This is a genomic window from Chitinophaga sp. 10T418, assembly GCF_056394125.1.
Genome location: NZ_JBFTHG010000003.1, coordinates 675,808 through 700,537, shown reverse-complemented (window position 1 = coordinate 700,537; position 24,730 = coordinate 675,808). Strand labels below are relative to the sequence as shown.

Annotated in this window: 21 protein-coding genes; 6 read left to right on the top strand and 15 right to left on the bottom strand. The window is 45.0% G+C overall.

Features of this window, described 5'->3' with window-relative positions:
* Positions 1 to 9: 9 nt before the first annotated feature.
* Together AC1DCV_RS10965 and AC1DCV_RS10960 are read right to left on the bottom strand one after the other, a co-directional pair.
* Complete coding sequence (locus AC1DCV_RS10965; protein ID WP_477023219.1) at positions 10 to 3,132, bottom strand: SusC/RagA family TonB-linked outer membrane protein; 3,123 nt, start codon at positions 3,130 to 3,132, stop codon at positions 10 to 12.
* A 247-nt stretch (positions 3,133 to 3,379) separates the two neighbouring features.
* Positions 3,380 to 7,438, bottom strand: coding sequence for a hybrid sensor histidine kinase/response regulator (locus AC1DCV_RS10960; RefSeq protein ID WP_477023218.1), 4,059 nt, complete (start codon positions 7,436 to 7,438; stop codon positions 3,380 to 3,382).
* An 86-nt stretch (positions 7,439 to 7,524) separates the two neighbouring features.
* Between AC1DCV_RS10960 and AC1DCV_RS10955 the strand changes: the two genes are divergently transcribed.
* Positions 7,525 to 7,974, top strand: coding sequence for a DinB family protein (locus AC1DCV_RS10955; protein WP_477023217.1), 450 nt, complete (start codon positions 7,525 to 7,527; stop codon positions 7,972 to 7,974).
* On the opposite strand, the gene AC1DCV_RS10950 is transcribed toward AC1DCV_RS10955, so the two are convergent.
* The 5 genes from AC1DCV_RS10950 to AC1DCV_RS10930 form a co-directional block, all read right to left on the bottom strand.
* Entirely contained in the window at positions 7,975 to 8,652 is a 678-nt protein-coding gene (locus AC1DCV_RS10950) for a LytR/AlgR family response regulator transcription factor (RefSeq protein WP_477023216.1), read from the bottom strand.
* A 5-nt stretch (positions 8,653 to 8,657) separates the two neighbouring features.
* On the bottom strand, positions 8,658 to 9,722 hold the full coding sequence (locus tag AC1DCV_RS10945; RefSeq protein WP_477023215.1) for a sensor histidine kinase: 1,065 nt from the start codon (positions 9,720 to 9,722) through the stop codon (positions 8,658 to 8,660).
* Between the two features lie 94 nt (positions 9,723 to 9,816).
* Positions 9,817 to 10,356: a hypothetical protein gene (locus AC1DCV_RS10940; protein WP_477023214.1), complete on the bottom strand. Its 540-nt coding sequence runs from the start codon at positions 10,354 to 10,356 to the stop codon at positions 9,817 to 9,819.
* A 2-nt stretch (positions 10,357 to 10,358) separates the two neighbouring features.
* The gene (locus tag AC1DCV_RS10935) at positions 10,359 to 10,832 is read right to left on the bottom strand and encodes an RNA polymerase sigma factor (protein WP_477023213.1); all 474 of its coding nucleotides are present in this window, start codon (positions 10,830 to 10,832) and stop codon (positions 10,359 to 10,361) included.
* 62 nt (positions 10,833 to 10,894) lie between these two features.
* The gene (locus tag AC1DCV_RS10930) at positions 10,895 to 11,425 is read right to left on the bottom strand and encodes a DUF1697 domain-containing protein (protein WP_477023212.1); all 531 of its coding nucleotides are present in this window, start codon (positions 11,423 to 11,425) and stop codon (positions 10,895 to 10,897) included.
* Positions 11,426 to 11,461: 36 nt separating this feature from the next.
* On the opposite strand from AC1DCV_RS10930, the gene AC1DCV_RS10925 reads away from it, so the two are divergent.
* Positions 11,462 to 12,136, top strand: a complete 675-nt coding sequence (locus tag AC1DCV_RS10925; RefSeq protein WP_477023211.1) for an SMI1/KNR4 family protein — start codon at positions 11,462 to 11,464, stop codon at positions 12,134 to 12,136.
* Here the strand turns inward: AC1DCV_RS10925 and AC1DCV_RS10920 are convergent.
* The gene (locus tag AC1DCV_RS10920; RefSeq protein ID WP_477023210.1) at positions 12,112 to 12,867 is read right to left on the bottom strand and encodes a DUF4184 family protein; all 756 of its coding nucleotides are present in this window, start codon (positions 12,865 to 12,867) and stop codon (positions 12,112 to 12,114) included. The genes AC1DCV_RS10925 and AC1DCV_RS10920 overlap by 25 nt on opposite strands.
* 171 nt (positions 12,868 to 13,038) lie before the next feature.
* Between AC1DCV_RS10920 and AC1DCV_RS10915 the strand changes: the two genes are divergently transcribed.
* Positions 13,039 to 13,563 carry a YceI family protein gene (locus tag AC1DCV_RS10915; RefSeq protein WP_441573395.1) on the top strand — a complete coding sequence of 175 codons (525 nt, stop codon included), beginning with the start codon at positions 13,039 to 13,041 and terminating at the stop codon, positions 13,561 to 13,563.
* A 153-nt stretch (positions 13,564 to 13,716) separates the two neighbouring features.
* Complete coding sequence (locus tag AC1DCV_RS10910) at positions 13,717 to 15,000, top strand: DEAD/DEAH box helicase (RefSeq protein ID WP_477023209.1); 1,284 nt, start codon at positions 13,717 to 13,719, stop codon at positions 14,998 to 15,000.
* Between the two features lie 130 nt (positions 15,001 to 15,130).
* Here the strand turns inward: AC1DCV_RS10910 and AC1DCV_RS10905 are convergent, their stop codons facing one another.
* The 4 genes from AC1DCV_RS10905 to AC1DCV_RS10890 all read right to left on the bottom strand — a co-directional run bounded on the left by AC1DCV_RS10905 (position 15,131) and on the right by AC1DCV_RS10890 (position 19,331).
* Positions 15,131 to 15,718 carry a YceI family protein gene (locus AC1DCV_RS10905; protein ID WP_477023208.1) on the bottom strand — a complete coding sequence of 196 codons (588 nt, stop codon included), beginning with the start codon at positions 15,716 to 15,718 and terminating at the stop codon, positions 15,131 to 15,133.
* 28 nt (positions 15,719 to 15,746) lie between these two features.
* Positions 15,747 to 16,181 (bottom strand): DoxX family protein, encoded by a 435-nt coding sequence (locus AC1DCV_RS10900; protein WP_477023207.1) that lies wholly within the window; start codon positions 16,179 to 16,181, stop codon positions 15,747 to 15,749.
* A 63-nt stretch (positions 16,182 to 16,244) separates the two neighbouring features.
* On the bottom strand, positions 16,245 to 16,697 hold the full coding sequence (locus AC1DCV_RS10895) for a MarR family winged helix-turn-helix transcriptional regulator (RefSeq protein ID WP_441573399.1): 453 nt from the start codon (positions 16,695 to 16,697) through the stop codon (positions 16,245 to 16,247).
* 198 nt (positions 16,698 to 16,895) lie between these two features.
* Positions 16,896 to 19,331, bottom strand: coding sequence for a TonB-dependent receptor domain-containing protein (locus tag AC1DCV_RS10890; protein WP_477023206.1), 2,436 nt, complete (start codon positions 19,329 to 19,331; stop codon positions 16,896 to 16,898).
* A gap of 185 nt (positions 19,332 to 19,516) precedes the next feature.
* On the opposite strand from AC1DCV_RS10890, the gene AC1DCV_RS10885 reads away from it, so the two are divergent.
* The gene (locus AC1DCV_RS10885; RefSeq protein WP_477023205.1) at positions 19,517 to 20,047 is read left to right on the top strand and encodes a DinB family protein; all 531 of its coding nucleotides are present in this window, start codon (positions 19,517 to 19,519) and stop codon (positions 20,045 to 20,047) included.
* Between the two features lie 53 nt (positions 20,048 to 20,100).
* Here the strand turns inward: AC1DCV_RS10885 and AC1DCV_RS10880 are convergent, their stop codons facing one another.
* Both AC1DCV_RS10880 and AC1DCV_RS10875 read right to left on the bottom strand, forming a co-directional pair.
* Complete coding sequence (locus AC1DCV_RS10880) at positions 20,101 to 20,841, bottom strand: SDR family NAD(P)-dependent oxidoreductase (RefSeq protein WP_477023204.1); 741 nt, start codon at positions 20,839 to 20,841, stop codon at positions 20,101 to 20,103.
* A gap of 85 nt (positions 20,842 to 20,926) precedes the next feature.
* Positions 20,927 to 21,469, bottom strand: a complete 543-nt coding sequence (locus AC1DCV_RS10875) for a DinB family protein (protein ID WP_477023203.1) — start codon at positions 21,467 to 21,469, stop codon at positions 20,927 to 20,929.
* Between the two features lie 145 nt (positions 21,470 to 21,614).
* Here AC1DCV_RS10875 and AC1DCV_RS10870 point away from each other — a divergent pair, with 145 nt between their 5' ends.
* Complete coding sequence (locus AC1DCV_RS10870; RefSeq protein ID WP_477023202.1) at positions 21,615 to 23,861, top strand: alpha-L-rhamnosidase N-terminal domain-containing protein; 2,247 nt, start codon at positions 21,615 to 21,617, stop codon at positions 23,859 to 23,861.
* Positions 23,862 to 23,973: 112 nt separating this feature from the next.
* Here the strand turns inward: AC1DCV_RS10870 and AC1DCV_RS10865 are convergent, their stop codons facing one another.
* Positions 23,974 to 24,348 carry a transmembrane 220 family protein gene (locus AC1DCV_RS10865; RefSeq protein WP_477023201.1) on the bottom strand — a complete coding sequence of 125 codons (375 nt, stop codon included), beginning with the start codon at positions 24,346 to 24,348 and terminating at the stop codon, positions 23,974 to 23,976.
* Positions 24,349 to 24,730: the final 382 nt, after the last annotated feature.

Sequence of the window (24,730 nt, the reverse complement as noted above, 5' to 3'; positions counted from 1 at the left end):
TTTTACGGTTTAGAACTTAACATTTACACCAAGATTGATGATCCTTTGCTGCGGATAAAACTGTCCGTTGGCACTGTTCCCCTCAGGATCATAGTCTTTTACTTTAGTAATGGTGAAAAGGTTAAATGCATTGGCATATACCCGGAGTGCGCCAATCTTGGCACGTGATAACAGCGCCGCATGAATGGTATAACCCAGTGAAATATTCTTTAATCTCAGGAAAGAAGCATCGTTTAACCAGAAGGAATTATTGTAGCGGCCGCCATTAACAGAAGCAGATGCCCGTTCGTCTACCCTTGGATAGCTGCCATTAATATTGGTTGGGCTCCAGCGGTTATCTGCCCAACTGCTGTAAAAATTGCCGATAGTGCCGGATTCAGCTAATACATATTGACTTACATGACTTTGACCGGCAAACAGGATCGACAAATCGAAGCCTTTGTAGTCTGCATTTAATATTAAGCCATAGGTGATCTCAGGAATATTGCCATATTTGGTTCTCACCGCGTCGTCCGCGTTGATAACACCGTCGCCATTGTGATCTTCATAAATCAGGTCACCCAGTTGTGCACCTGGCAGGTGTTTGTATTTATTGAGATCTTCTGCTGTTCTGAAAATGCCGATGGCATTATACAACAGGTAAGTGTTCATCGGTCCGCCGGTTTGACGCTGATAGGATGGCAGTCCGGCAGCTTCATCAATGAACATGATTTTGTTTTTAGCATAGGTTATGTTACCGGAAATATTGTAGTGGAAACCGCCGCTGGTTGTGTTATCATAGCCAAGCGTGGCCTCAATACCATTGCTGTTGACTTTACCGATATTTTCTGCAGGTACCAATGGCTTGTTCTTATCATATGGATTTACGATACCAGATGTTTGTGGCAAGGAGGCATTCCGCTGGGTCAATATTTTAGAGCGTTTCTGTTGGAAGTAAATAAATTCCAGGTTGAAATGATCCAGGAAGATGGCATTCAACCCAAGGTCCATCTTTTTAGCAATCTCCCAAGTAATATATGGATTGGCCAGTTTGGTCAAATCGATACCGGAATGAATTTGTCCGTTGAGTACGTACTGATTTATCAGCGAGTAGTTATCGAAATACTGGAATAAACCTACATTATCATTACCCAGCGAGCCATAGGAGCCCCGTAATTTCAGGTCGTTGATAAAAGTAACCGGCTTGAAAAACGCTTCTTTTGAGATGCGCCAGCCAGCAGACATGGAAGGGAAAAATCCGTACTGGTTGCCGGGAGGAAAAGTAGAAGATCCATCTACACGTGCCTGTACTTCCAGGAGGTATTTTTCCTGGTAGTCGTAGGCAATACGCCCGAAATAACTTTTACGGGTAAAATTGTAGCTGCTGCCAGAGTTGTTTTTATCTGTAGCAGTAGATCCTCCCTGCGACAGCTCTGGTGTTTGAGGAGTCGGGAAATTCAAACGGGAAGCATTGAGGGTATCCAGCGTGTTTTTGCTTTGCTCATATCCCACAAAGGCACTTACATTATGCTGGCCAAAACGGCGGGCATAATTCAACTTGATGTTGGTGGTTAGCAAAGACACGTTTCTTTGTGATTCCGCCAGCGAGGCTTTGCCAGCGGAACCACCTACTACTGTTTGTACATAGGTTTGACTGGTTTTGTCAAATGTATATTCCTTATAAGGCGTGCTGAATGATTTGCCGAAGTTCCAGGATTTATCAGCGGATAAATACCCATCCAGCGATAATCCTTCCACACCTGGAATAGCATAGGAGCCTTTCAGAATACCATTAAATACCTGGGACGGATTCCGGTTGATACCACCGGCGTCAGTGGCCTGCATCACCGGGTTATTGTTTTCTATACCGGTAGTGGGCAACCCATTTGGATACCTGTCCAGCACAGTGGGGTAGGCCCTGTAAATGCTGCGGAAAATGTCGCCGGCACCGGTGGTTGGAAATAGCCGGTCTTCCTGGCGTCCGGACAAATAGAGACTCACCTTCAATCTTTTCGTCACATCTGCATCTATATTGGATCGGAAATTATACTGGTCGTATTTGGTAACGCCGTTTTTATACAGCCCATTCTGTCCCAGCATACCAAGGGAAACGAAGTAGCGTACGTTTTCTCCGCCACCATTCACAGACAGGCTATGTTGGTTCTGCGTGGTCATTTTCTTCAGTGTAGCCTCCTGCCAGTTGGTGTTGGGGAAATTAACCGGATCAGATCCATCTTTGAATTTCTGTAACTGTGCATCGGTATAGACCTGGTTCATGCCGCCGGTAGGACTAACATAATATTGTATTTCATTCCTGATTTGTGCATAGGTGTATGCGTCGGCCATTTTGGGCAGGCGGGTAGGAGAAGAAAATCCCTGGTTAAAGCTATAGTTGATCACCGGTTTACCGGTTTTCCCTCTTTTAGTAGTTACCAGCATAACACCATTGGCAGCTCTGCTGCCATATACGGCTGCAGAGGCATCTTTCAGGATAGACACGCTTTCTATATCATTGGGATCCAGTCGTTCGAGTCCACCTATTTGACCGGGTACGCCGTCTACTACTACCAGCACATCATTATTACCGGTGGTAGCCAGCCCACGGATGGTGATGTTGGAACCATCATATCCGGGTTCGCCGGAGCGGTTATTGGCAATCACCCCTGAAAAGCGGCCTGTCAGCGAGTTGGATATATTGGGCTGTGGGCTTTGTACCATGTCGGCTCCCTTTACCACCGAGATAGATCCGGTGAGGGTAGCTTTCTTCTGTGTGCCATAACCTACTACCACTACCTCGTTCACAGTTTTACTGAGTGACTCAAGGACTATTTTTAATGGCGTCCCGTTTTTTACGGGAACACTCAGGTTGTTATAAGCAATATGATTAAACAGGAGCGTGTCGCCGATAGCAGCCGCGATGGAAAATTTACCATCGGCATCTGTAGATGTGCCAGCTGTTTTGTGCTTCACCCGGACAGTCACACCGGGAATTGCCTCCCCATCGGCAGTTACCTTGCCTGTAATCAGCGGTTGCTGTGCCTGCACATTAACCGCAAAAAACAACAGTAAAAGAAAACACAAACGGCCCAAAACAGGTTGGCTCCGTAATAGGACAGATAAGAAGAAGTCCGTTCCGGATAGAAGTCTTTTCATAACGCATTAATTTAAATGAATTGGAAGGTGGAATATTCTTTTGGTTGCAAGGAGGGCTAATACCCAGCCTTATGATATCCGCAATGTACTATCCCCCTCCACAATCATAGAGGGGGTAAATCATTTAAAAAGGGGGGTAAAATCGTAAATTATAACAGGGGGTAATTGGGCAGCCATGTATACCTGGAGTGAATACCATGGCGGAAATGCTGGAAATGCCGGCAGTTGGCAGCACTTATCTCACCCCTCAGCTTTCCGTGACATTAAAGTCCCGGTTGAAAGAATGCTTGTACTTTTTTACGTAGTCAGAAGGGTTCATTCCAAACAGTTTCACAAACTGTTCCCGGAAATATTTAACATCTCCGATCCCCACCTGCATGGCTGCCTGGGTAATGGTATAGTTTTCCTTAAGTAGCAAAACGGCCGCTTTGCGGAGACGGATGGAACGGATAAAGGAATTGATCGTTTGGCCGGAAATAGATTTTACTTTTTTATAAAGACTGGAATGGCTCATGCCTATTTCGAGTGTGAACTTCTTAATAGAGAACTCTTCATTTTCCAGGTTGTCTTCAATAATTTCAATACATCTTTTCAGGAAGTCCTGGTATTCGGCCGGGACCTTGATATTACTGTTTTTGAGGGTGATGCGGTCAAAAAAGTACTGTTGCAGCAGGTTCCTGTTTTTAATGATGTTATGCACTTTGGCCATGAGAAAGTCTTTTTCAAATGGTTTGGTGATATAATCATCTGCCCCACCTTCCAGTCCTTTGATCCGGGTGTCGGAGGCGGAGGAGCCGGTAAGTAAAATCACCGGGATATGACTTAAGGTGGCCGTTTGTTTGATTTTGGCGCATAGCTCTACGCCGTCCATCCCCTGCATCTGTATGTCGCTGATGACGAGGTCGGGCATATATTGCTGCACGGCAGCAAAGCCACTGGTGCCGTTATCCGCCTCATATACAATGAACTGGTCCTTGAACAGTTGCTGCAGGTATTGCCGGATCTCATCATGATCATCGATCAGGAGGATAGATTTTTTCTCCGTAATTGTAGTGCTGCTTCCTTCTATTTCTTTGGTATCTACCGGGATTTCTGGTTTGGGCAGGGTGTTTACCGCAGTCAGCTCCTCCAGGAATGCCGATTTGTAACTGGTGTTTTCCTGTAAGGGAGTGCCAGCAAAGTGGTCGCTTCCCTTTTTCAGGGAAATGAGAAAAGCAGTGCCTTCGTTTACTTTGCTCTGGTAGCTGATGGTGCCATGATGCCCTTCAATGAAATGTTTTACCAGGTATAGCCCAATGCCAAAACCGGTTTGTAAGGACTCTTTGTGATCCTGCGCCCGTTGGAACTTCTCAAATATCCGGTTGCCTACACTACCTTCAATACCACAGCCACTATCTTTTATGGTAATAGTGACGGTGTTGGCCGTGCTGCCTATTTCAAAAATAATACTGCCGTTATCCGGTGTGAATTTAAAGGCATTGGAGAGCAGGTTAAATATGGCAATCTCCAGTTTCTCGTTATCACCATATATTTCAATGGCAGGTTGTGGACTTAGAAACTGGTAGTCAATGTTTTTAATTTTAGCCTGCTGAGAAAAACAGAGATATACTTCCTGACAGAGGTTGACAATATCCAGCTTTGAAATTTTCAGCTGGTCACCATCCCGGTCCGCTTTGCGGAATAGCAGGAGCTGATCTACCAGGCTAAGGAGGCGTCTGGCATTGCGGTAAACGATGCTCAGGTCCCGGTTATCTTTATTTTGCACCAGTTCCTTCAGCGGATTGATGATCAGGGTAAGTGGTGTCCTGAATTCATGGGATATATTGGTGAAGAAAGACAGTTTCTTTTCATTCAGCTCTTTCTCTTTTTCATTTTCCAGGTGCGCCAGTTTAATTTCATATTTCAATCGCTCTTCCCTGGCTTTGTACCGGGTATACAGGTAAATGGCCGCAATGGTGCTGCTGATATAGATCAGGTAAGCCCACCAGGTTCTGTACCAGGGAGGCAGCACGATGAGGGTAACAGTATGTATGTCGTTGCTCCATAGCCCGTCTGCATTGCTGGCTTTTATTTCAAACACATAGCTGCCTTCCTGCAGGTGGGTATAATTGGCGGTCCTCGTTTGTCCTACATAGTTCCAGCTGTTATCCCACCCCCGGAGGCGATAGGCATAACTGATTTTATCTGGTAAGGTATACTCTAGTGCCACAAAATCAAAGGCAATAGTGGCTTTGTCATAGGGAACAGTAATTTCCTGTACTTCTTCTTTACTTCTCCCCGTTACATATTTTTCCTGTTGTGTAATGGAGGTATTGTTGATTCTGATAGCCGTTAGCAATACCGGGGGAATGGTAGTTTGAGAGTATACGCTGTCCGGGTAAAAAATATTAAACCCTTTGATGCCACCAAACAGGAATTCTCCTGAGCTTAATTTCAATGCTGCATTAAAGCTGAACTGGTTGCTTTGCAGGCCATCGGAGGCGGAGAAATTACGGAAGCTGTTTTTGGCAGGATCGAACCGCGATAATCCGTTGAAGGTGCTGAGCCAGAGATTGCCGGTTTTATCTTCTAAAATACGCAGGATAGAATTGCTGGGTAATCCTTCAGAAGTGGTGAAACGCTTATACTGACCGGTTTTACGGTCAAAGCGTAACAAACCGCCTCCGTCTGTACCTACCCAGAAGGTGCCCTGCTGATCCTGGTAAATGGATCTTACGGTATAGCCTATATCAAATCGTTGATGCTGTTTACGGGCTTTGTCTATTTTGATGAGCGATGAGTAATTGCCACCCCAGAAATTGCCGTCTTTATCTTCGGCGAGGCATTGCATGTTTACCAGGCTGCTGTCAAAAAGATCAAACCTGTTCTGTTGCCGGTTCAGGCGATACAGGGTGCCATTGTTGGTGGTGCTGGCCCAGATATCCTGTTGCCGGTCTTCGTACACCATCCATACATTGTTTTCTGCTGTACGGGTATAGGGATTAAAGCAAACATATTGTTGAAAAGTACCACTGCCGACGGAATATCGGTTAATACCCCCAAACCAGGTCGACATCCACAGGTCATGCTGGCTGTCGGCGATGATAGCTGTAATAAAATTACTGCTGATACCGGATTTGCCGGAGAGGTCATGTTGATAAGATGTCCAGGTATTGTTTTCGCGGTTCCAGTATTTCAGGCCACCGCCATCAGTACCTATCCAGATATTATGATGCACATCTTCACAAAAGGAAAAAATAAAATTATCGATAGCCCGGGCATCCGGGTTTTTGTTCAGGACATTTAATTCAAACGGATTGCGCTTAGGTGCTACGATGTTGATTCCTCCACGCAAGGTGCCGATCCATTTCCGGCCTTCCCGGTCTTCATAAATAGAATATACCGCATTGCTGTTGAGTTGTTGCTTGCTACCGGCAGTGGTAAATGGGGTGGCTACGGAATCGGTAACGGCCATCAGGTAAATGCCGTTACCATCCGAGGCACACCAGATAGTTCCTTCCCGGTCGGTATACAGATTCACTATTTTGCTGTTTTCCGGGAGTGCATTGCCGGCGTATTTTCCAGTCGCGGAATTATAACGAAAAACGCCAGTGTCAGTCCCAAGGCATATGTTACCGGATTTATCCACCGTTAAGCAATTGCCGCGGGTAATATCTCTGCAAACAATATCTAACTGCTGCCGCGCTATATCATATTTACACAAGCCAATACTCTGTACAAATACCCAGGCCGATTTTCCGGCAAATTCAATAGCGGTTACTTCATAGTCTGTAATGTTTGTGTGGTGGTTGTTTAACGGAATTTGCCGTCCAGTGGCAGTGCTGTTGTTGAATAAAAGTAGCCCATCTTTTTCTGTGCCTATTAATAAAATGCCGGTATYATCAGATTTGATAATATGAGTATTGCCATTCACTTTCCGGGCTATTTTACTGTTGGCCGGCAGATAGCGTGGCAGACTGAATTGTTCATTCACAGGATTAAAAACACATACCCCTCTGCGCCCGCCCACCCAAAGCTGGTGGTGGCTGTCATCTGCGAGGGTGTAAACAACATTGTCTAGCAAAGAGGTGCTGTCTCCTATTTTATTGCGGTAAATCTTAAATTTATAACCATCATACCGGTTCAATCCATCATAGGTACCAAACCACATAAAGCCTTTGTGGTCCTGATATACGTTGGTGACTGCATTATTCGACAGACCGTCTTCTATACCCAGGTATTTGATCGGATAGCCGATAGCAAATATATTTTTTGTGAAGATCACCATCCCCATTATAGCAAAGCAAATTTTCCTCACGTGGCGCATAGGCTCATTTTAACTGTTCATAAAGCTATTGAAAAGGGAGGTATTTTTTGATTATAAAAATCTAATTTTGATGAAAAGAGATTTTCATGGCAGTGCAGCACGTAGCGCAACAATTAACGAATCTGTGTAATATTATTCCTGATCGCATCCGGCAGATAGCGGATGCCGATTTTATTAATAAACCGGCGCCGGGTAAATGGTCGAAGAAAGAAATCCTGGGCCACCTGGTTGATTCAGCTTCCAACAACCATCAACGGTTTGTAAGAGGACTGGTAGAAAATGTGCCAACGATTGCATACGATGGTGATGCCTGGGTCAGTGCCCAGCAATACCAGCAGCAGGATCGTCAACTCATTTTGCAGTTGTGGGAAACATATAACCGTCATCTCGCGGCTATCATCACCGTAATCCCGGAAGACGACCTGCTCAGATGTTGCAAGTACGGAGATGGTACTGTATTGCCGTTGCAGTTTTTAATTGAAGATTATCTGCATCATATGGAACATCACCTCAAACAAATACTGGGAACGTATTAATTACAACCCCAATTGTCTGAACAGTGCTTCTTTATAGTTGTTGCCGATCGGGATTTCGTGCTTTTGTATGTAGATGCAATTACCTTGTATATGGGTAATATTTGATTTGTTGATAAGAAACGAACGATGCGTTCTGACGAAGGTAGTAGCCGGTAATAAGGCCTCCAGCGCGGAAAAAGAGAGGTTAGGAATAATTACCTGTTGATTGCACACCACTTTAGTATAATTGCCTTTCGCTTCTGCAAACAAAATATCCTCATGCGGGAGCTTATAAATTTTACCATCTGCTTTCAGAAAAAAATAAGGATCGCTGCCTGTGGCCGGCTGAATTTTTTCTTTCGCCTTATCTACGGCAACGATGAAGCGTTCCAGCGAAAATGGTTTTACCAGGTAATCGCAGGCAGCCAGGTCAAAAGCATCCGCAGCATAGTCTCTATAAGCGGTAGTGAAAATAACAGCGGGTATTTGTTTTAATGTTTTTAGAAAACTGATACCATTTAATACGGGCATATTAATGTCCAGGAAGAGCAAATCTATCGTGGTGTTTTCTAATATGGTTTTGGCTTCCAGCGCATTGCCGCAGGAACCTGCAATATGCAGAAAGGGTAAGTGGCTGCAATAGCCAGCCACTATTTCCCGGGCAATTGGCGCATCATCGATAATAAGACAATTAATCATGATCACTATTTCAGTTGAAGCGTTAAGGTAGCGGTATAAAATCCGTCCTTTTTTTCATGTCGGTATTCATACGTATTGTCATACAATAATTGCAATCGTTTAATGCTATTGGCAATGCCTACGCCGCCTTCTTCCCGGATGGTGTCTGATTCTTTTTCATCGTAGGAGTTGCTAACTGTAAAGTGTATACGTTCTCCGGAAATTGATAAACGGATGTTAATATAAATATTTGCTGCGGCTGAGTTTTGCGAATGTTTAAAGGCATTTTCAATAAATACAATCAGCAACATAGGCGCTATCCGGATAGCGGGATCATTCACCGTTGCTATGTCCGTAGTTAATATCAGCCGGTCGCCAATACTGGTGGTCGCCAGTTCTATGTAGTTGTCAATATAGGCCAGCTCCGACTTTAATGGTACAAAAGTTTGTTTGGCATCATACACCGAATAGCGCAACAGGTCTGATAATTTAAGGATCAGCTCCGGCATACGCTGGCTCTGCGTAAGGGAAAGGCCATAGAGATTATTGAGCGTGTTAAATAAAAAATGCGGACTGAGTTGTGATAACAGCAGGTCTAATTCGCTCTTGCGTTGTGTGGCCTGCGTAAATTGAAGCCGGATAGTGTGGCGCAATAACTTCAGGCTAATACCCAAGCCCATACCGATGACAGGAAAAGGCGTTACCGCCAGGATCGTTAACAGGATGGACTCATGAAACGTGATATCATAAGCATAATGAAGGGTGAGGCCATAAGTCGCCGCTAATATCATCACGGTAAGCAGAAAGGATATACTGAAAAGCAGTGGTTGTCCGCGAAGCAGGTGTTTGGTACACATTCGTCCGCCGGCATACACGCACATGATGAACTGATAGAGGACCAAAATCCAGAACGTGGTATCTTTCCCATTGAGGTGGCCGGTATAGAAAAAAATGGCCAGCAAGCCGCTTGTCATCACCGCCAGGTGAAAAAGAATGTGCGGCCATCTTTTCTCCGTGGTAAAGGCGGTGAGTAGCCACCTGCCTGCAGGTGCGTCTAATGGTGCTGTTAAAGTGGTCGCTTTTGTTTTCATACATCAAATCTCCGCAAGTGCCCTTAACAAGATAAATCATTAGGACCAACCTTTCCAAAAAGATGACAGACAATGGAAATAAACGGACGAATATTTATGCCTTTAATGCGGCAATAGTATTGCTGAGTCGTTTAATTCTGCCAGCCCATATTTTCCGGAGAAAAAATTGTTGTAGTAGCAATATAATAACAATGACAGCTACTGCCATATATTTACTGTTATCCCAGTGTATATTGGCCAGGAAGAAGGCAAAGATACCAGCAAAAGCTAATCCCCTGGAAGAAACGGAGACCAGCGCATATCGTTTCAGCTGTTGTAACTGCTGCTGCATATTCTCCAGTAAACTACTGCCAATAGCCGGGTTTTTTGCCAGCGTGTAGCCGGTCACGTTATGTGCCAGCAAAAACAACACGGAAACTACCAGTAAGGCATTGAGATAAAACGGCTTTTTATTTCCGTCAAAAAAATCATAGTAGGCCACCAGGAAAAGGGTATACCCCACCAGTTCTATGATCAGTTGTTTCCTGATCCCTCTCATTACAGGGGAGGCTTGTCTGTTGGCGATGACCGCGAGTTCTGCGGTATTTCTGGATGGCGTGGGCGTATTATCCCAGGCTGCTTTTAAAGGATCCATGTTTATAAGTTTAAAATATTTTTGAGCTTGGTTTTAATCCTGTTAAGTTTTACACCTACATAATTCTCTTCTATGCCAATGATACCCGCAATTTCCTGGTAACTCATATCATCAAGATACAATGCGATAATAGCTTTCTCTGCATCAGAGAGCTGTTTAAGTGCAGCAAAAAGCTGATCCTGTTGGAGCGTGGTATTGTTTTCCGGCACCATAGGCACATCTGGTAGCGTATCTGTGTAAGTAACCGGGATGCTTCGTTTACGAAAGCCTGCCAGCGCGGTGTTCAGGGCAATCCGGTATATCCAGGTGCTGATTTTGGCGTTCCCTTCAAAGGAAGGAAACGATTTCCATAGCTGGTAGATCATTTCCTGGAATAAGTCTTCCCGGTCTTCCGGGCTGTCCCGGTACAGCCGGCAAAGCTTGTGTAAGATGCCCTGGTGCTGCTGTATGGTAACGAGAAATGCCGGTTGATCCATGAATATTGCTTTAAGAGATTAGTTGCATCAAAGGACTAAAAACTTACAGGGCACAAAAATATTTACCAGATTACTTTATTTACAGTGGCCCAGTTGCGGGTGGTACATGGGATACCCAGCTTCTTTTCCAGTTGGGCTACCACATCCAGCGGCTTGATTTCCAGGTCTTTTTTTATCATGGTGTATACTTCGCCCGCCGTCATATGCAGTGTTTCTGCTGCCGACTGCAGTGAGGCAATTACCTGGACCGCATGTGCACCAACAGGGCCGGAAAGAAAGGATACATATATCTGCCGCGATTTATCCGGAACAATACCGGGGAAGGGAGTATGTTTAACCACTGCCTCCAGCTGTGCAACAGATCTGATGATGGTAGGCACTTCAAAACCATAGTTTTTCAGTAGCAGCTTTTCTATTTTGTCAGATAATACGGCGGCGTTAGCACTCCCTGATTCAAACATCACATTGCCACTCTGGATGTACGTCTTTACATTTTTAAAGCCGGCAGTATCCAGCAGCTGCCGCAAGTCTTCCATTTTAACGGTTCGCTTACCCACATTCACTGCCCTGAGAAAAGCTACGTATTTGGTCATAAGGTTTTCAGGTTTACTTTGTAAGTTTGTTTTATCATGCATTACTTAGCAATCATACACAAATTATACAACTTAGCTGAAGACGCCAATCATGGTTATCCGGAGGCGGTCATCGCTGCGCTGGAAGCCAGGTTACAGATTCAACTCCCGGCATCCCTGCGGCAGTATTATCTTTCATTGGGTAATAATAAAGCGGTAAACGATAGCTTTAATCGCTTAACCTCATTAGGTGAAATAGGATTTTCGGAAGATGAACACCTGATTTTTTATGAAGAAAACCAGGCCGTAGTATTATGGGGAATCGCAAAGGCTGAATTACAACAGGATAATCCTGCGGTATATGGTACATATGACAGCGCCCGGGAAGAATGGTTTACTGACTCCGATACCACAGAACATTTCCTGCTATCAATGGCATGGTGGAATGGTGCGCTGGGCGGACTTACCCACACCGCTTTCACGGATCTGGAGGAAGACCTGACGCCGGAACATATCACTGCGATTACGGGCAAATGGGAAGAACAGAAAGGTATTTCCAACCAGTTGCTGCGTTTTTTCACCAATGATTACGAAGACATTCTCGTACTCACTACGGAGCAGGAGGGCGCTGTAAATGGTGTTTACATAGGTACCAATAACGAAGCACGCTATAATGAAATAATCCACACCCTTAATATGGAATGGTGTTACCGGTCGGACCGTGATGAATAAGCATTAGGTCTGAATACCAGCACCGTGATAATTAACCCGTAGAAAACTCCGCCCAGGGCGGTGGCCAGGTAGTCCATGCCTTTACAGTCGATATGATGGAAGTATTCATTTACCAGGAGTACCCCGCCGCTCAGCAGCGCCGTTATGATCCAGAAACCTATTTTTCGTGGGGTGCTCAACGTTGGACTGTTTTTTACAAAGGGTATTTTCAGAAAGAAATAAAACAGAAGCAACAGCCCTGCTATAGAGCTGAGGTATTGCATCAGGTACCACATTTTCATAGGATGATTCCCTACCTGGATATTCCTTTGCAGAAAAGAGGAGCAGGCAACAAAAAAGCCATCTTCATGTGTAAATGCATCCAGAAAAAAATGGGTCAATATTCCAATGACGATGGAAGAAAGGACCACCACGTAATGTTGCCTGAAATAGTTGTTCCAGTTGAAAGGCCGGAAGAGTTGTAGTCTGCCACGCATCCATTCCGGAAGATAGGGTAACAATACTGGTTTTACGACGCCATGATACAGGTATGCCAGTAGTAGTGCTAACGGAATGTCATATACGAAAATACCCCACCACAGGTGCCCCAGGTTGAAATAGGGGTTAAGAAAAATAAAGTATAAAAAATCCGGTACCATGCTGCCAATGATTAAACCGGTGGCAGAAAGGTATTTGCGGGAAGTGTCGGAAAAGGGAACAACTATAGCTGCATGTGATATCGTAAATGGCATCTTCTAATGGTAATTGGGTATAAATTTAATTTAATTATAATAAATAATATGGTTATTATAAAGAAATGTTAATGTTAGAATCGTCCATCATTTCCAGCAAAATGTCCAAGTTTTATGATGTGATAACACGTATTTTTATTAGGTCTTTGAAGACATAAAAAACAATGTGCTATGACAAATTGGAAAATTGATGAATCACACAGCGAAATCGGATTCAAAGTTAAACATCTCATGATTACGAATGTGAGTGGATATTTTACGCGTTTTACCGGAAGTATTCAAACGAACAGCGAGGATTTTCATGACGCAACTATCACCTTCGAAGCGGCGGCGGATAGTATTGATACGCAGAACAGGCAAAGAGACGAGCATCTGAAGAATGGCGACTTTTTCGATTCCTCCAATCATCCTAAAATCAGCTTCGTCTCCAAAAAAGTAAAAAAGATTGATGACGAGCAGTACAAATTACTTGGAGAGCTTACCATTAAGGGCGAAACGCATCCTATAGAACTGGATGTAGTGCATGCAGGTGTAACAGTAGACCCTTATGGACAAACCAAGGCGGGTTTTGCCCTTAAAGGGCGTCTTCATCGCGCAGACTATGGCCTGCGCTGGAATGCCACCACGGAAGCTGGTGGTATTGTACTCAGTGATGAGGTGAAGTTGAATATGGAAATACAACTGATTAAACAATAAGGGAAGGCTAAAGGCATAAAGCATAAAGCACCTGACATGGAGATAAAAGCGGATATTATGTGATATGATATATCCGCTTTTATCTCCATGTCAGGCGCTTTATGCTTTATGCTTTCCGCTTTATGCTATCTTTGTGCCTTCTAACGGCATCACATGAAATTTGAACAATACAATATCTCGGCTGAAATAAAGGACAGTTTAGAAGAAATGGGCTTTAAAAAGCCTACAGATATACAATTTAAGGCAATACCATCTATCCTGAACGGAGATGATGTAATGGCTATCGCACAGACAGGAACCGGCAAAACAGCTGCTTTTGCTATACCTATCCTGCACCGTCTCCAACAACAGGACCGTAAATACCGGAAGGCCAAATACGAGGTAAAATGTCTGGTAATGGTGCCTACCCGTGAACTGGCCATCCAGATAGCAGAAGTATTTCAGGCGATTGCACAATACACCGAATTGACAATACTCGCCCTGGTAGGCGGCGTAGAGCAGGGCCCCCAGATCAAAGTGCTGGAAAAAGGCGTGGATGTGCTCATTGCCACCCCCGGCCGTATGTTTGACCAGATCAATCAGGGACATATAGACCTGAGCCAGGTGAAAACCCTCGTACTCGATGAGGCCGATCACATGCTGGACCTGGGCTTTATCCGCGACATCCGCGATGTTATCAAGCATATTCCCCGCGAACACCAGACCCTGTTCTTTTCAGCGACCCTGAACAAGGACATTAAAGACCTGGCGTATTCCGTCGTAAATAATCCTATCCGCATACAAATATCTCCCAAAGATCCGGTCGCTAAGAACGTTAGCCACGCCGTAGCATATGTGGAGATGGATGATAAACGCTTTTTCCTGGAAAGACTGATCAAGGAGTTTCCGGAAAGCAAAATCCTGGTATTTGTACGTACCAAAGTACGCGCAGAGCGTGTAATGGCGGCCATGGCACGTATTGGCATCAAATCGCTTACCATGCACGGAGGTAAAGAACAGGATGATCGCCTCGGAGTGATGGATATATTCAAAAAAGGAGATGTCAAAGTACTGGTAACCACCGATGTGAACGCACGTGGTATTGATATTCCAAACGTAGATTACGTGGTAAACTACGATTTACCAGACGTGCCGGAAAATTACGTACACCGTGTAGGTCGTACTGGGCGTGGTGTACAGAAAGGGCAGGCAGTTTCCTTCTGCGCCACAGAAGAAAAACCTATCCTGGATGAAATTCAGAAATTCCTCGGTAAGCCTATCACGGAAATGAAGATCAACAAAGATGATTACCGCGAAACCATCAGCTTTTCCGAAGATATCCCTAATGATAACTGGCAACTGCTGTTGGATGAGCACAACAAAGAAATGGCGGAAGTAGAGAAAAAAGTGAAGAAGAGAGCCGCGGCTAATGTGAAAAAGAAAGCGAAGAAGAAATAAAAAGTATCGAAAATTATAGCGTGGCTGTTCCGGATGGAACGGCCATTTTTTTATGAGGTATTTCGTAAGCAAAAAACGGTCCCGGCTTACACCGCGGGACCGTACTCAAACACTAATTATAATCTGTAAACTATTGCTTAACTGCTTCCAGATTCACGGTGATATCAACAGTAGGTGCTACTGCATATACACCGGAAGGTAATTTGTCTGCATATTTTACACCAAAATCAAGACGGTTGATAGTGGCTTTGGCAATAAATCCGGCTCTTCTTAAACCCCATGGATCTTTGATGACACCATTGTAGGTAACGTCAAAGGTTACACGTTTTGTAGTGTTGCGAATGGTAAGATCTGCCAACAATACATATTTGTCACCTGCTAGTTTCTTCAGGGAAACACTTTTCAGGGTGATAGAAGGATATTCTGCTACATTGAAAAAGTCGTCTGTTTTCAGGTGACCATCACGTTGATCAACCCCGGTGGAAATGCTGGAAGCATCTACCGTGAAATCAATTTTAGCATTCTGGAAGTTAGTGCTGTCGGCAGTTTCAATGGTACCATTGAATTTGGTGAAATGGCCTTGCACATAGCTCAGACCTAAGTGTTTTACACCGAAGATGATGCTGGTGTGTGCAGGATCAGCATTCCATTTTACCTGTGCAAAACTAACGATGCTGGCTAATACCAGGAGGGTGGTGAAAAAGAAACCTTTTTTCATGATTTTTTTTATTGAATTTAAGTATTATTTATTTAGAAAGTTGACGGTCAACGGACCAGCGTCCGGCGCCTTTGATGATCAATGCAAGGTTGATACCGATAACCAGTAAATGGTATTCAAATCCTTCACCAGCTTGCGTTCCGCTCCAATTCATAAAGAACCCGTTAGCCTGATGTATGGAAATCGCTACCAGCATAATAACGGTCAGCATGGTTGCCCACAGCCGGGTAGTAAATCCGAAGAGAATCAACAGCGCACCAATGCTCTCTGTAAGTATCACCAGGAAAGCCAGGATGGCCGGGGTGCCCTGGGAAGTGAAGTAGTTGATGGTGGCTTTGAATCCGTAGCCGCCAAACAGGCCCAGTAATTTTTGTGCACCGTGTGGTAACATCACGAATGCTAAGGTGATACGCACTATAAAGGCGGTAAGGCTGTCATCTGTTTGAAGTAATCTCTTAAACATGATAATGTAGGTTTGTTAGTGTTTGTACTTTTATTGTATATACAACTGTTAGGGCAAAAAAAATCAATCCCGGAGTTTATCCAGCAATTCATTTAAAATAACAGCTTCTTCTTTTGTAAGTTTCTTTGTGAGTTCCTTGTGATTCTTTTCCATGATCGGATCCAGCTCTTTTAATAAAGTCAGACCTTTATCTGTAATTTCAATTTCTACCTTACGGCGGTTCGAATCGCATTGTTTGCGGGTAAGCAGTCCTTTCTGACGAAGCTTCTCCACCAGCCTGGTCGCATTACTCATTCTATCCATCATCCGCTCCTGTATGTCAAGCAGGTTTAATGGTTTAGGAGCACTTCCGCGAAGTATCCGTAATACATTGAATTGCTGGCTCGATAAGTCGTATTGCTTCAACACATGAGAAGCACCTACTTCCAGCCAGCCACCGGTAAATATTATATTTAACATGGCACGTTGGTATTCGTCCTTAAACCTGGTCTGCTTCAGTTCTTCTTCCAGTTTCATAATTACAATTACAACTGTTGTTTATACAACAAAGGTAGATGTATTTTTCATTTTACCAAATTTTTGAGAGAAAATTAACCAGGATATGGTCTGTAAAAGTGGGAAGCTGACCCAGCGCCATTGAATGACAAACGGTTATAAACGCCGGGTGCGGGAACTTCCGTCCCCGCACCCGTTCAATATCCCGCCTGAGCAGGGTTAAAATTTGTAAGCCAACGTGCCGGTTACCTGTCTTAACATCTGCGGATCCACAGTGGTGAAGCCAGTCCAGTACATCCGGTTGGACAGATTATTAACGTTGATGGCTATACGGTATTTCGACTGATTGTAATAAACCGCTGCATTCAGCACGGTATAGGCAGGTAAGGTAAATACGCCATTAATAGTGTTGTTTATGACCATATTATCACCGGCATAGTTGCCACCAAAACCAATACCCAGCCCTTTCGCAGCAGTGGTGCTGAGTGTATAGCTGAGCCACAGGTTAGCAGCATTCAACGGACCTGTACTTGTAGGTCTTCTGCCTGCGTATAAGGCAGCGGCATTCTTCCATTTGCTATCATTATAAGCGTAGCCTGCCACTATATTGAATCCGGTAAAAGGATTGGCGTTTACTTCCGCCTCAAACCCTTTGCTGCACTGCGTACCAGCCTGAATAGACGAACCTGGTATGTTGCCCTGGATAGCTTTGTTCCTCACCTCTATATCGTAATAGCTGAGGGTACTGCTTAACCTGCCATCCCATACGTCCAGTTTTACGCCGGCTTCCCACTGATTGGCCTGCTCCGATTTGAACAGTTTATTCGTAAGCCCCCCTGTTTCGTTAGCAACGGCTTTATATCCCGGATTCGTAAATCCATTCATGTAGTTACCAAATAAAGACACTTTATCTTTTACTACCTGGTACACGATACCCAGCTTGGGAGAAAAGGTAGTTTGATCAAAGCCTTGAGTGGATTTGTCATCCAAAGGATTATTTACCGGCTGGCTGTTGAAATGATCCATTCTGATACTCGCCATTACCATCAGGTTGGGCCTGAGGTTCAGCACATCAGATACATACACACTATAGATATTATAGCGGGTGTAGTTGTAGGTGTAAGCCTTTGGCTGCGTTTGATACAGGTTATTTACATTGTCTTTATTGAAATTATAGTAAGCAGGATTTTTGCCCCTGGCAGGAATGGTATCAAATAAAGCAGGACCGCCCGCGGGCATGGGGTTAATATACCGGATATTGGAAACCTGATTCAGGTAATCCAGTCCTACGACCATCCGGTTACGCAAACTACCTATGTGGAAGTCACCAGTGAAATTCTGTTGTAACTGTATATTACTGGTATTACCATCCAATGTCCATATCATCCGTTTGATGGTGGAGTCGCCGGGCATCAGGAAAAAGTAAGGACTGGCGCCATCAGAACTGCCTTGCGTGGTACTGAAAGTTGTTTGCGACTTCCATTGGTCAGACATCTTATAAATAGCCGTACCATAGAAGTTGGTATTGTTGCTGGTTTGAACAAGGTCGCCGGCCTGGTAAGATTTTTTATAATCCACATTCAGCTGATCAGCCCTGTCTACGCCCAGTTGCGCATAGGTAGTATAAAAAAAGTATTGTGCCGGCATCGTAGCCTTGCGGTAATTAATTTCTGCTTCAAAGGAGAGCGTTAACCGGTCGTTTACTTTATAGGAGAACGAAGGATCAAATGCAAAATTTTTGCTGAACCCATTATCCTGGAAAGATCCCATGCTGTTATAAGCGGTATTAATGCGCAATAAAGCTTTATGATCTTTATCGAGGGGCGTATTGATATCTGCAGTTACCCGGCTTAAGCCATAGCTGCCTGCGCTATAGCTTATTTCACCACCAAAGTGGTCATATGGCTGTTTGGTAACACGATTAATCAATCCGCCATAAGATACCAGCGTGCTGCCGTATAAGGTGCCGGAAGGACCTTTGATCACTTCCATTTTTTCCAGGTTAATAGCATCTACCGTGCTGGTTACCTGGCCAGCCATACCATTCCTGAGTCTGGCAGCGGTGGTAAACCCTCTCATAGTATAGGTAGCACCACCATCACCGGCGCGTCCGTTGGCGGCCCATAGCTTGGTGATACCCGGTGCATTGCGGATCGCATCATCTGCGGTAAATACCCCTTGTTCCTGCAGTAACTCTTTGTTAATGGTGGTATATACCTGCGGATTTTCGAGGTTAGCCAAAGGTAATTTGGCTACATCCTTGCTACTGCTGGTTTTAAACTTGTTACGGGTAGAGGATACAATCACTTCCTGTAGCTGCTGGTCAGATATATTCAGGCGGATATCAATATTACTGGTTTTACCCGCTACTACGGTCACCTGCTGCGTTTGGCGCTGATAGCCTACCAGCGATATACGTATTTCATAATTGCCGGCGGCAATATCCCGCAGCGTAAAGGCGCCATCTGCGGAGGTAACTGTTTTCTTTGAAGTACCCACTAAATCCACCGATACATGGGCGGCTGGTTTGCCATCTGTGGTAGTCACCAGGCCTTTTATATGACCTTTGTCCGCCTCGAAGGCATAGGCGTTTGTGATGCTTAACAGGATTTGGAAGATGTAGGTGATGCTCAGGTAGTAGAATTTCCGGCTCATGTTGCTCTAAAGTTGATTGCACCGCAAGTTTACACTAAAAAACCATTAGTTAAACTAATCATGAACGGGATTTGTGTAAAGTGAAATAATTTTCTTTTTAGTGAGGAGAAAAATATATGACAACCCTGTTGACATAGGGTTGTCATATACCGGTTGTTTCTTTGTATTATAAAACAACAACGACTATGATACACACTGCTACCAACACTTCCCGTACTTCTCTGTCAGGCATGGCAAATGCCAATGTTGCCTGGAATAGCTGGGCCAATACCACACTGCTGGATTGGCTCGAAACAAAGTCGCCGGAGTTACTGGATATGGAAGTCGCCTCGAGTTTTTCTTCTGTCCGCAAAACGCTCCGTCATATCTGGAACGTGCAGGACTGGTGGATGGCAGCTCTGCTGGGAGAGGAACCTGCCTTCACCTTTGGGGAAGTGTATACCGGTAGTGTGGAGGAAACGATAGAAGGATTGAGGATATCATCCGCACGTTTGGTTGCCTATTGCGAATCTTTGTCTGAAGAGGAATGGACCGCTACGGGCAAAGTAGCGATTCCTTTTACAGGTGATTTCGACATCCCCCGTTTTGAAATGATACAACATGTAGCTAATCACAGTGCTTACCATCGTGGGCAGGTAGTGACTATCGGCCGCCATGCAGGGATAACAGATGCGCCGATGACAGATTATATGTACTGGCACCTGCTCGCCAGATAAATAGAGAAGGGGGCCATTTGAGCCCCCTTCTCTATACTGAATATCAGTAGAATTTAACTGTTCAACCCACCATCAATGGTCAGCGCTGAACCATTGATATAGCCGCTTTCCGGTCCTGCCAGGAAGCTCACCAGGTCGGCTACATCGGTAGCCTGACCATAATGGCCCAGGGCAATGTGCTGCCGTTGAAAATCAGCATGGGGGCCATCTGCCGGGTTCATGTCGGTATCTACCGGACCAGGTTGTACCAGGTTGGTGGTGATGCCACGATTGCCAAGGTCACGTGCCAGCCCCTTATTAAAAGCGGTGAGGGCTGATTTGCTCATGCTGTACAGTGTGCCATGAGGACCTACTACGCGGTCTGCCATGCAACTGCCAATAGTGATCACCCTGCCGCCACTGCTCATATGATTGAGGGCTGCCTGTGTGCCCACAAATACCGCCCGGGTATTTACGGCCATGGTGTGTTCATAATCTTCCAGGGTATATTCTGAAAATGGTTTCATCACGGCAGTACCTGCATTATTAACCAGTATATCTACGCGACCATGTGCGTTTACGGTATGGTCTACTGCTGCAATAACCGCTTTCGGGTCTGCACTGTCTGCGGCTACCGCAGATGCCTGTTGGCCCTTTGCTGTTAATTCTTCCACCAGGGCAGTAGCCTGGGTGGCGCCTTTTACATAGGTAAATACTACCGTAGCACCTTCTTCTGCTAAACGTTTTACAATAGCAGCACCCATACCGCGACTTCCTCCTGTTACCAGGGCTATCTTATTTTCCAGACGTTTCATGTGTAATGATTTTATGTCTGCAAAGCTAGACCGGGCTACTGGCTTAAAGAAGAGGTGTGCTAATTGTTAACTACTAACCTCTATGTTAGTTATGCGCTGGGGAGTACTCCGGAGGATCCTGCAGGTATCGCTTGTGGATAATATCCAGATGATGCAGCTGGTGTCCTACGGTGGTAAATCCCAGGGCTAACACCGACATTTCTGTTTTCCAGCTCATACCTGTTCTGGACAAGGTGGTATCAGAATAGCCACTGAATTGCGCAATGGTGGCTGTACGCAGGGCGATTAGCTCCGCCAGTACATCCGCCAGACTGCGGTCATCTACTTCCGCATTGTCGGCATAAACGTCCTGGTCCATGCTGGGGGCCATTTGCGGATCCTTACGTGCAAACATCATGGCGCGATAGGTGAAAACCCGTTCTGTGTCTGTAATATGTTGCAGTACGTTTTTCAAGGTCCATTTGCCGGGTGCATATGCATAGTCCGCCAAAGGTTCCAGTTGTACAATATCTAACGACTGCAGGGTCTGTAAGGACGCTGTCAGCGCAGTGTTCAGGTCGGTATCCGGTACAAGACTAATGTAACGGGTATAATATCCCGGGTCAATTTGGATATCACTTTTTTTCATATGGTGAGTTTAAGGGAGATGAATATACGAACATTTTCTTTCCGCGATCTGGCCACTAAAGACAGTTATGTGATCTTATTATAATATTTAATATATTTGTAAGTAACATATCCTGACGACCAGTTTTATCTACAACCACCCTTCTATGAAATATCTGCAACGATGTGTACTACTGCCTGCACTCATAGGATTGAGCATGGCCGGGAAAGCACAGCCGCCGAAAAGAGTCTATACAGCACCACAGCAATGGGATGCACGGTGGATCAGCGATGGGGCCGCCGCACCGGCAGCATTTGGCGTTTACCTTTTCCGCAAACAATTTGAACTACTGAATTATTCAGGTTCGTTTATTATTCACATTTCTGCGGATAACCGTTACCGCTTGTATGTGAATGGTCACCAGGTGGGGATAGGACCCGCCCGCGGCGACCTCTCCAACTGGTACTATGAAACAATAGATATCAGTTCCTATCTGAAATATGGCAAAAATGTACTCGCTGCTGAAGTGGTGAATTACGGAAGCAGCAAGCCCCGCGGACAACTAACCGTTGCTACGGGATTGCTCATACAAGGACATACCTCCCGCGAAGCCGCTATTATCAACACCGGAACTACCCCCTGGCAGGTAATGGAAGATGATGCTTTCCAGGTGCTACCCGTAAAAACGAAAGATGGCACTTTCTACGGTGCTTATGCAGGCGATAGCATCACTGCACAATACCATCCCTGGGGCTGGGAGCAAACTACTTTTAAAGATACCTGTTGGGAAGCGGCGGTAGCTACCGCTGGCGTGGCCCTGCGGGGCAGTAGTTCCAACGATTGGCGCTTACTATCGCCAAGACCCATCGGCCAGCTGAGTCAGGAACGACAGAATTTCAAAACTGTTCTTTTATCCCAGGGCGCCACTGTAGATGCCGCATTTTTGAAAGGAACGGCGCCTATAACTATACCGGCTAAACGAAAAGTAAGGTTACAGCTCGACTGCGGACAGCAAACAACTGGTTTTCCGGAAATACTGATCAGCGGCGGACTGGGAGCCAACATAAAAATTACGTACCTGGCAGGTTACGACACAAAAAACGCCGTGCAGGATGTTATCTGTCCGGATGGTGGTGCCCGCCGGAAATTCACCACTACGGGCTATCGTACCTTCCGTTATGCACAAGTGGATATCGAAACAGATAAAGCACCACTTACCCTGCTGGACTACTATAACGTATATACGCAGTCGTTGCTGGATGACAAAGCTGTATTCACGGCAAATGCCGAAGCCGATTCGCTGTGGGATAATGGTAAACGTGCTGCACTACTGGGCGCCCAGGATAATTTGTATAATGATCCCTGTAAAGAGCAGCTACAATATATACAGGATGCCCATATACATGGGCTGGCCATTTCATTTTTTTCGGGAGATGACCGACTGCTGAGAAATGCACTGATACAGGCCGACCAGTCACGCATTCCGGAAGGCTTAATCCGTTCCCGCTACCCGTCAGACGACCGCCTCCTAAATATTACAGATGCCCTGACCTGGATCGGCACCTTGCAGGATTACCTGTTGTATAAAGGAGATAAAGTACTGGCAAAACAATTGTTTCCCGGTGTACGGAGTATTCTCGATTGGGTAGATCGTTACCAGGACCCGGTTACGGGCTTGCCAGGAGATATGCCTTATAGAGATAGTCTCGCTCTGGCACCCTTGTCAGGTCAGTACCTGTATGCGCTCCGGCAGGCATCTACCATCGCCGGTTATTGTGATAAACCCGCCGACTCCCTGTCATGGAGTCGCACGGCAGACAAGCTGCGGGAGGTATTGTATCAGCAGTGTTTTGATGGAGAAAAAGGATGGTATGCAGAAACTCCTGCCAGGAAAACTTTTTCCCGCTACACCAACGCGATGGCTGTACTGGCACAGGCCGTGCCGCCGCGGCAGGTGAAAAGCATCATGCAACGTTTGCTAAATGAAAAGCCATCTCCGGAAGAATCCCTGCGTGAAAAGTACTACATCTTTAAGGCGATGCAGGAAACCGGTGTAACCGGCACTTTTGCAGCAGAGCTACAACAGCTGTCCGCTTTGAAAGAACAAAACAGTGTAGTCATGTATCAGTCAGCTGCTGCTGTCGCAAACCTCTTCCTGCTGGGTATAACCGCAGGCATTCAATCCACTTCACCTAACTTCAGAACAGTGTTGATAGCGCCGGATCCGGGAGCCTCTCCACATGTGAAAGCAACGATGGTACATCCGGATGGAGAACTCATGGAAGTAGACCTGTCTTTCATAAATAATCGTGTAACCGGTACCGTTAAGCTGCCTTTTGGCGTAACCGGACGGTTCCGCTGGAGAGGTAAGGAAGTAACGCTAAATGGAGGACCTCAGAAGATCAATATGTAATGTGGAGATAAAGAGATGAAGGGAGATATATGCGGACAATTCCGCTCATATCTCCCTTCATCTTTTTTAAATCTTTCAGAATCAGAAAATAGCAATCGGGAAAAAAGACAACCTACGCTCTTTTCCGCTTGCTGTAAAAATAGTTAATCCCCAATGCACCAATACAGATAAATAACCCAAAGAATTCCCGGGTTTCTTCAATCCAGGGCTTGGCCGCCTTCATGGTTTCTGCAAGGTTCTCCGCATTGTGTTGGGTAAACCAGTCTTCTACGCCATTCTGATCAAAAAATTTATAGATAGCATAGGCCAGGTACACCGCTATGCCGGCCAGATACCATTTTGGATAGAAGCGGTGACGGGCTGCCAGCCAGCAGAGTGCCGCGGAATAAAGATAGATAGGCATCCATACGTACGGATCGGGATCATTGTACTGTAAGCCCGCAAACACGACAAACATCAGGCAAAAGACAATATTCAATATTTTCATGACACAACAATTAGGGCTTAAACATACATAAAACTATTTCAAAAGCATATTCCTTATATTATTTTATCCCAACAGTGCGGAATAGTGGAATGACAGCCTGCAAATTTGGCACTTTTGAAGAAAATGTTAAAAGAGCATTTGTCTGGGCTAAAATATTGTTATATATTCGAAATCAATAGCACAATTCCACGTGAGAACCAAAATCTGAGTTTGAAAATGTTTGTTACAAGCAACAAAGTTTCTCACACCATTATTGATTCGAATACATATCTGTAAACAATTAAACTATGAGCTGATATGATTTAATCATCATCTGATCAAGGCACAATTAGTTAGTCTTCTTATTCATTTTCAATCGTTATATTTTAACTGTTGTGCGGAC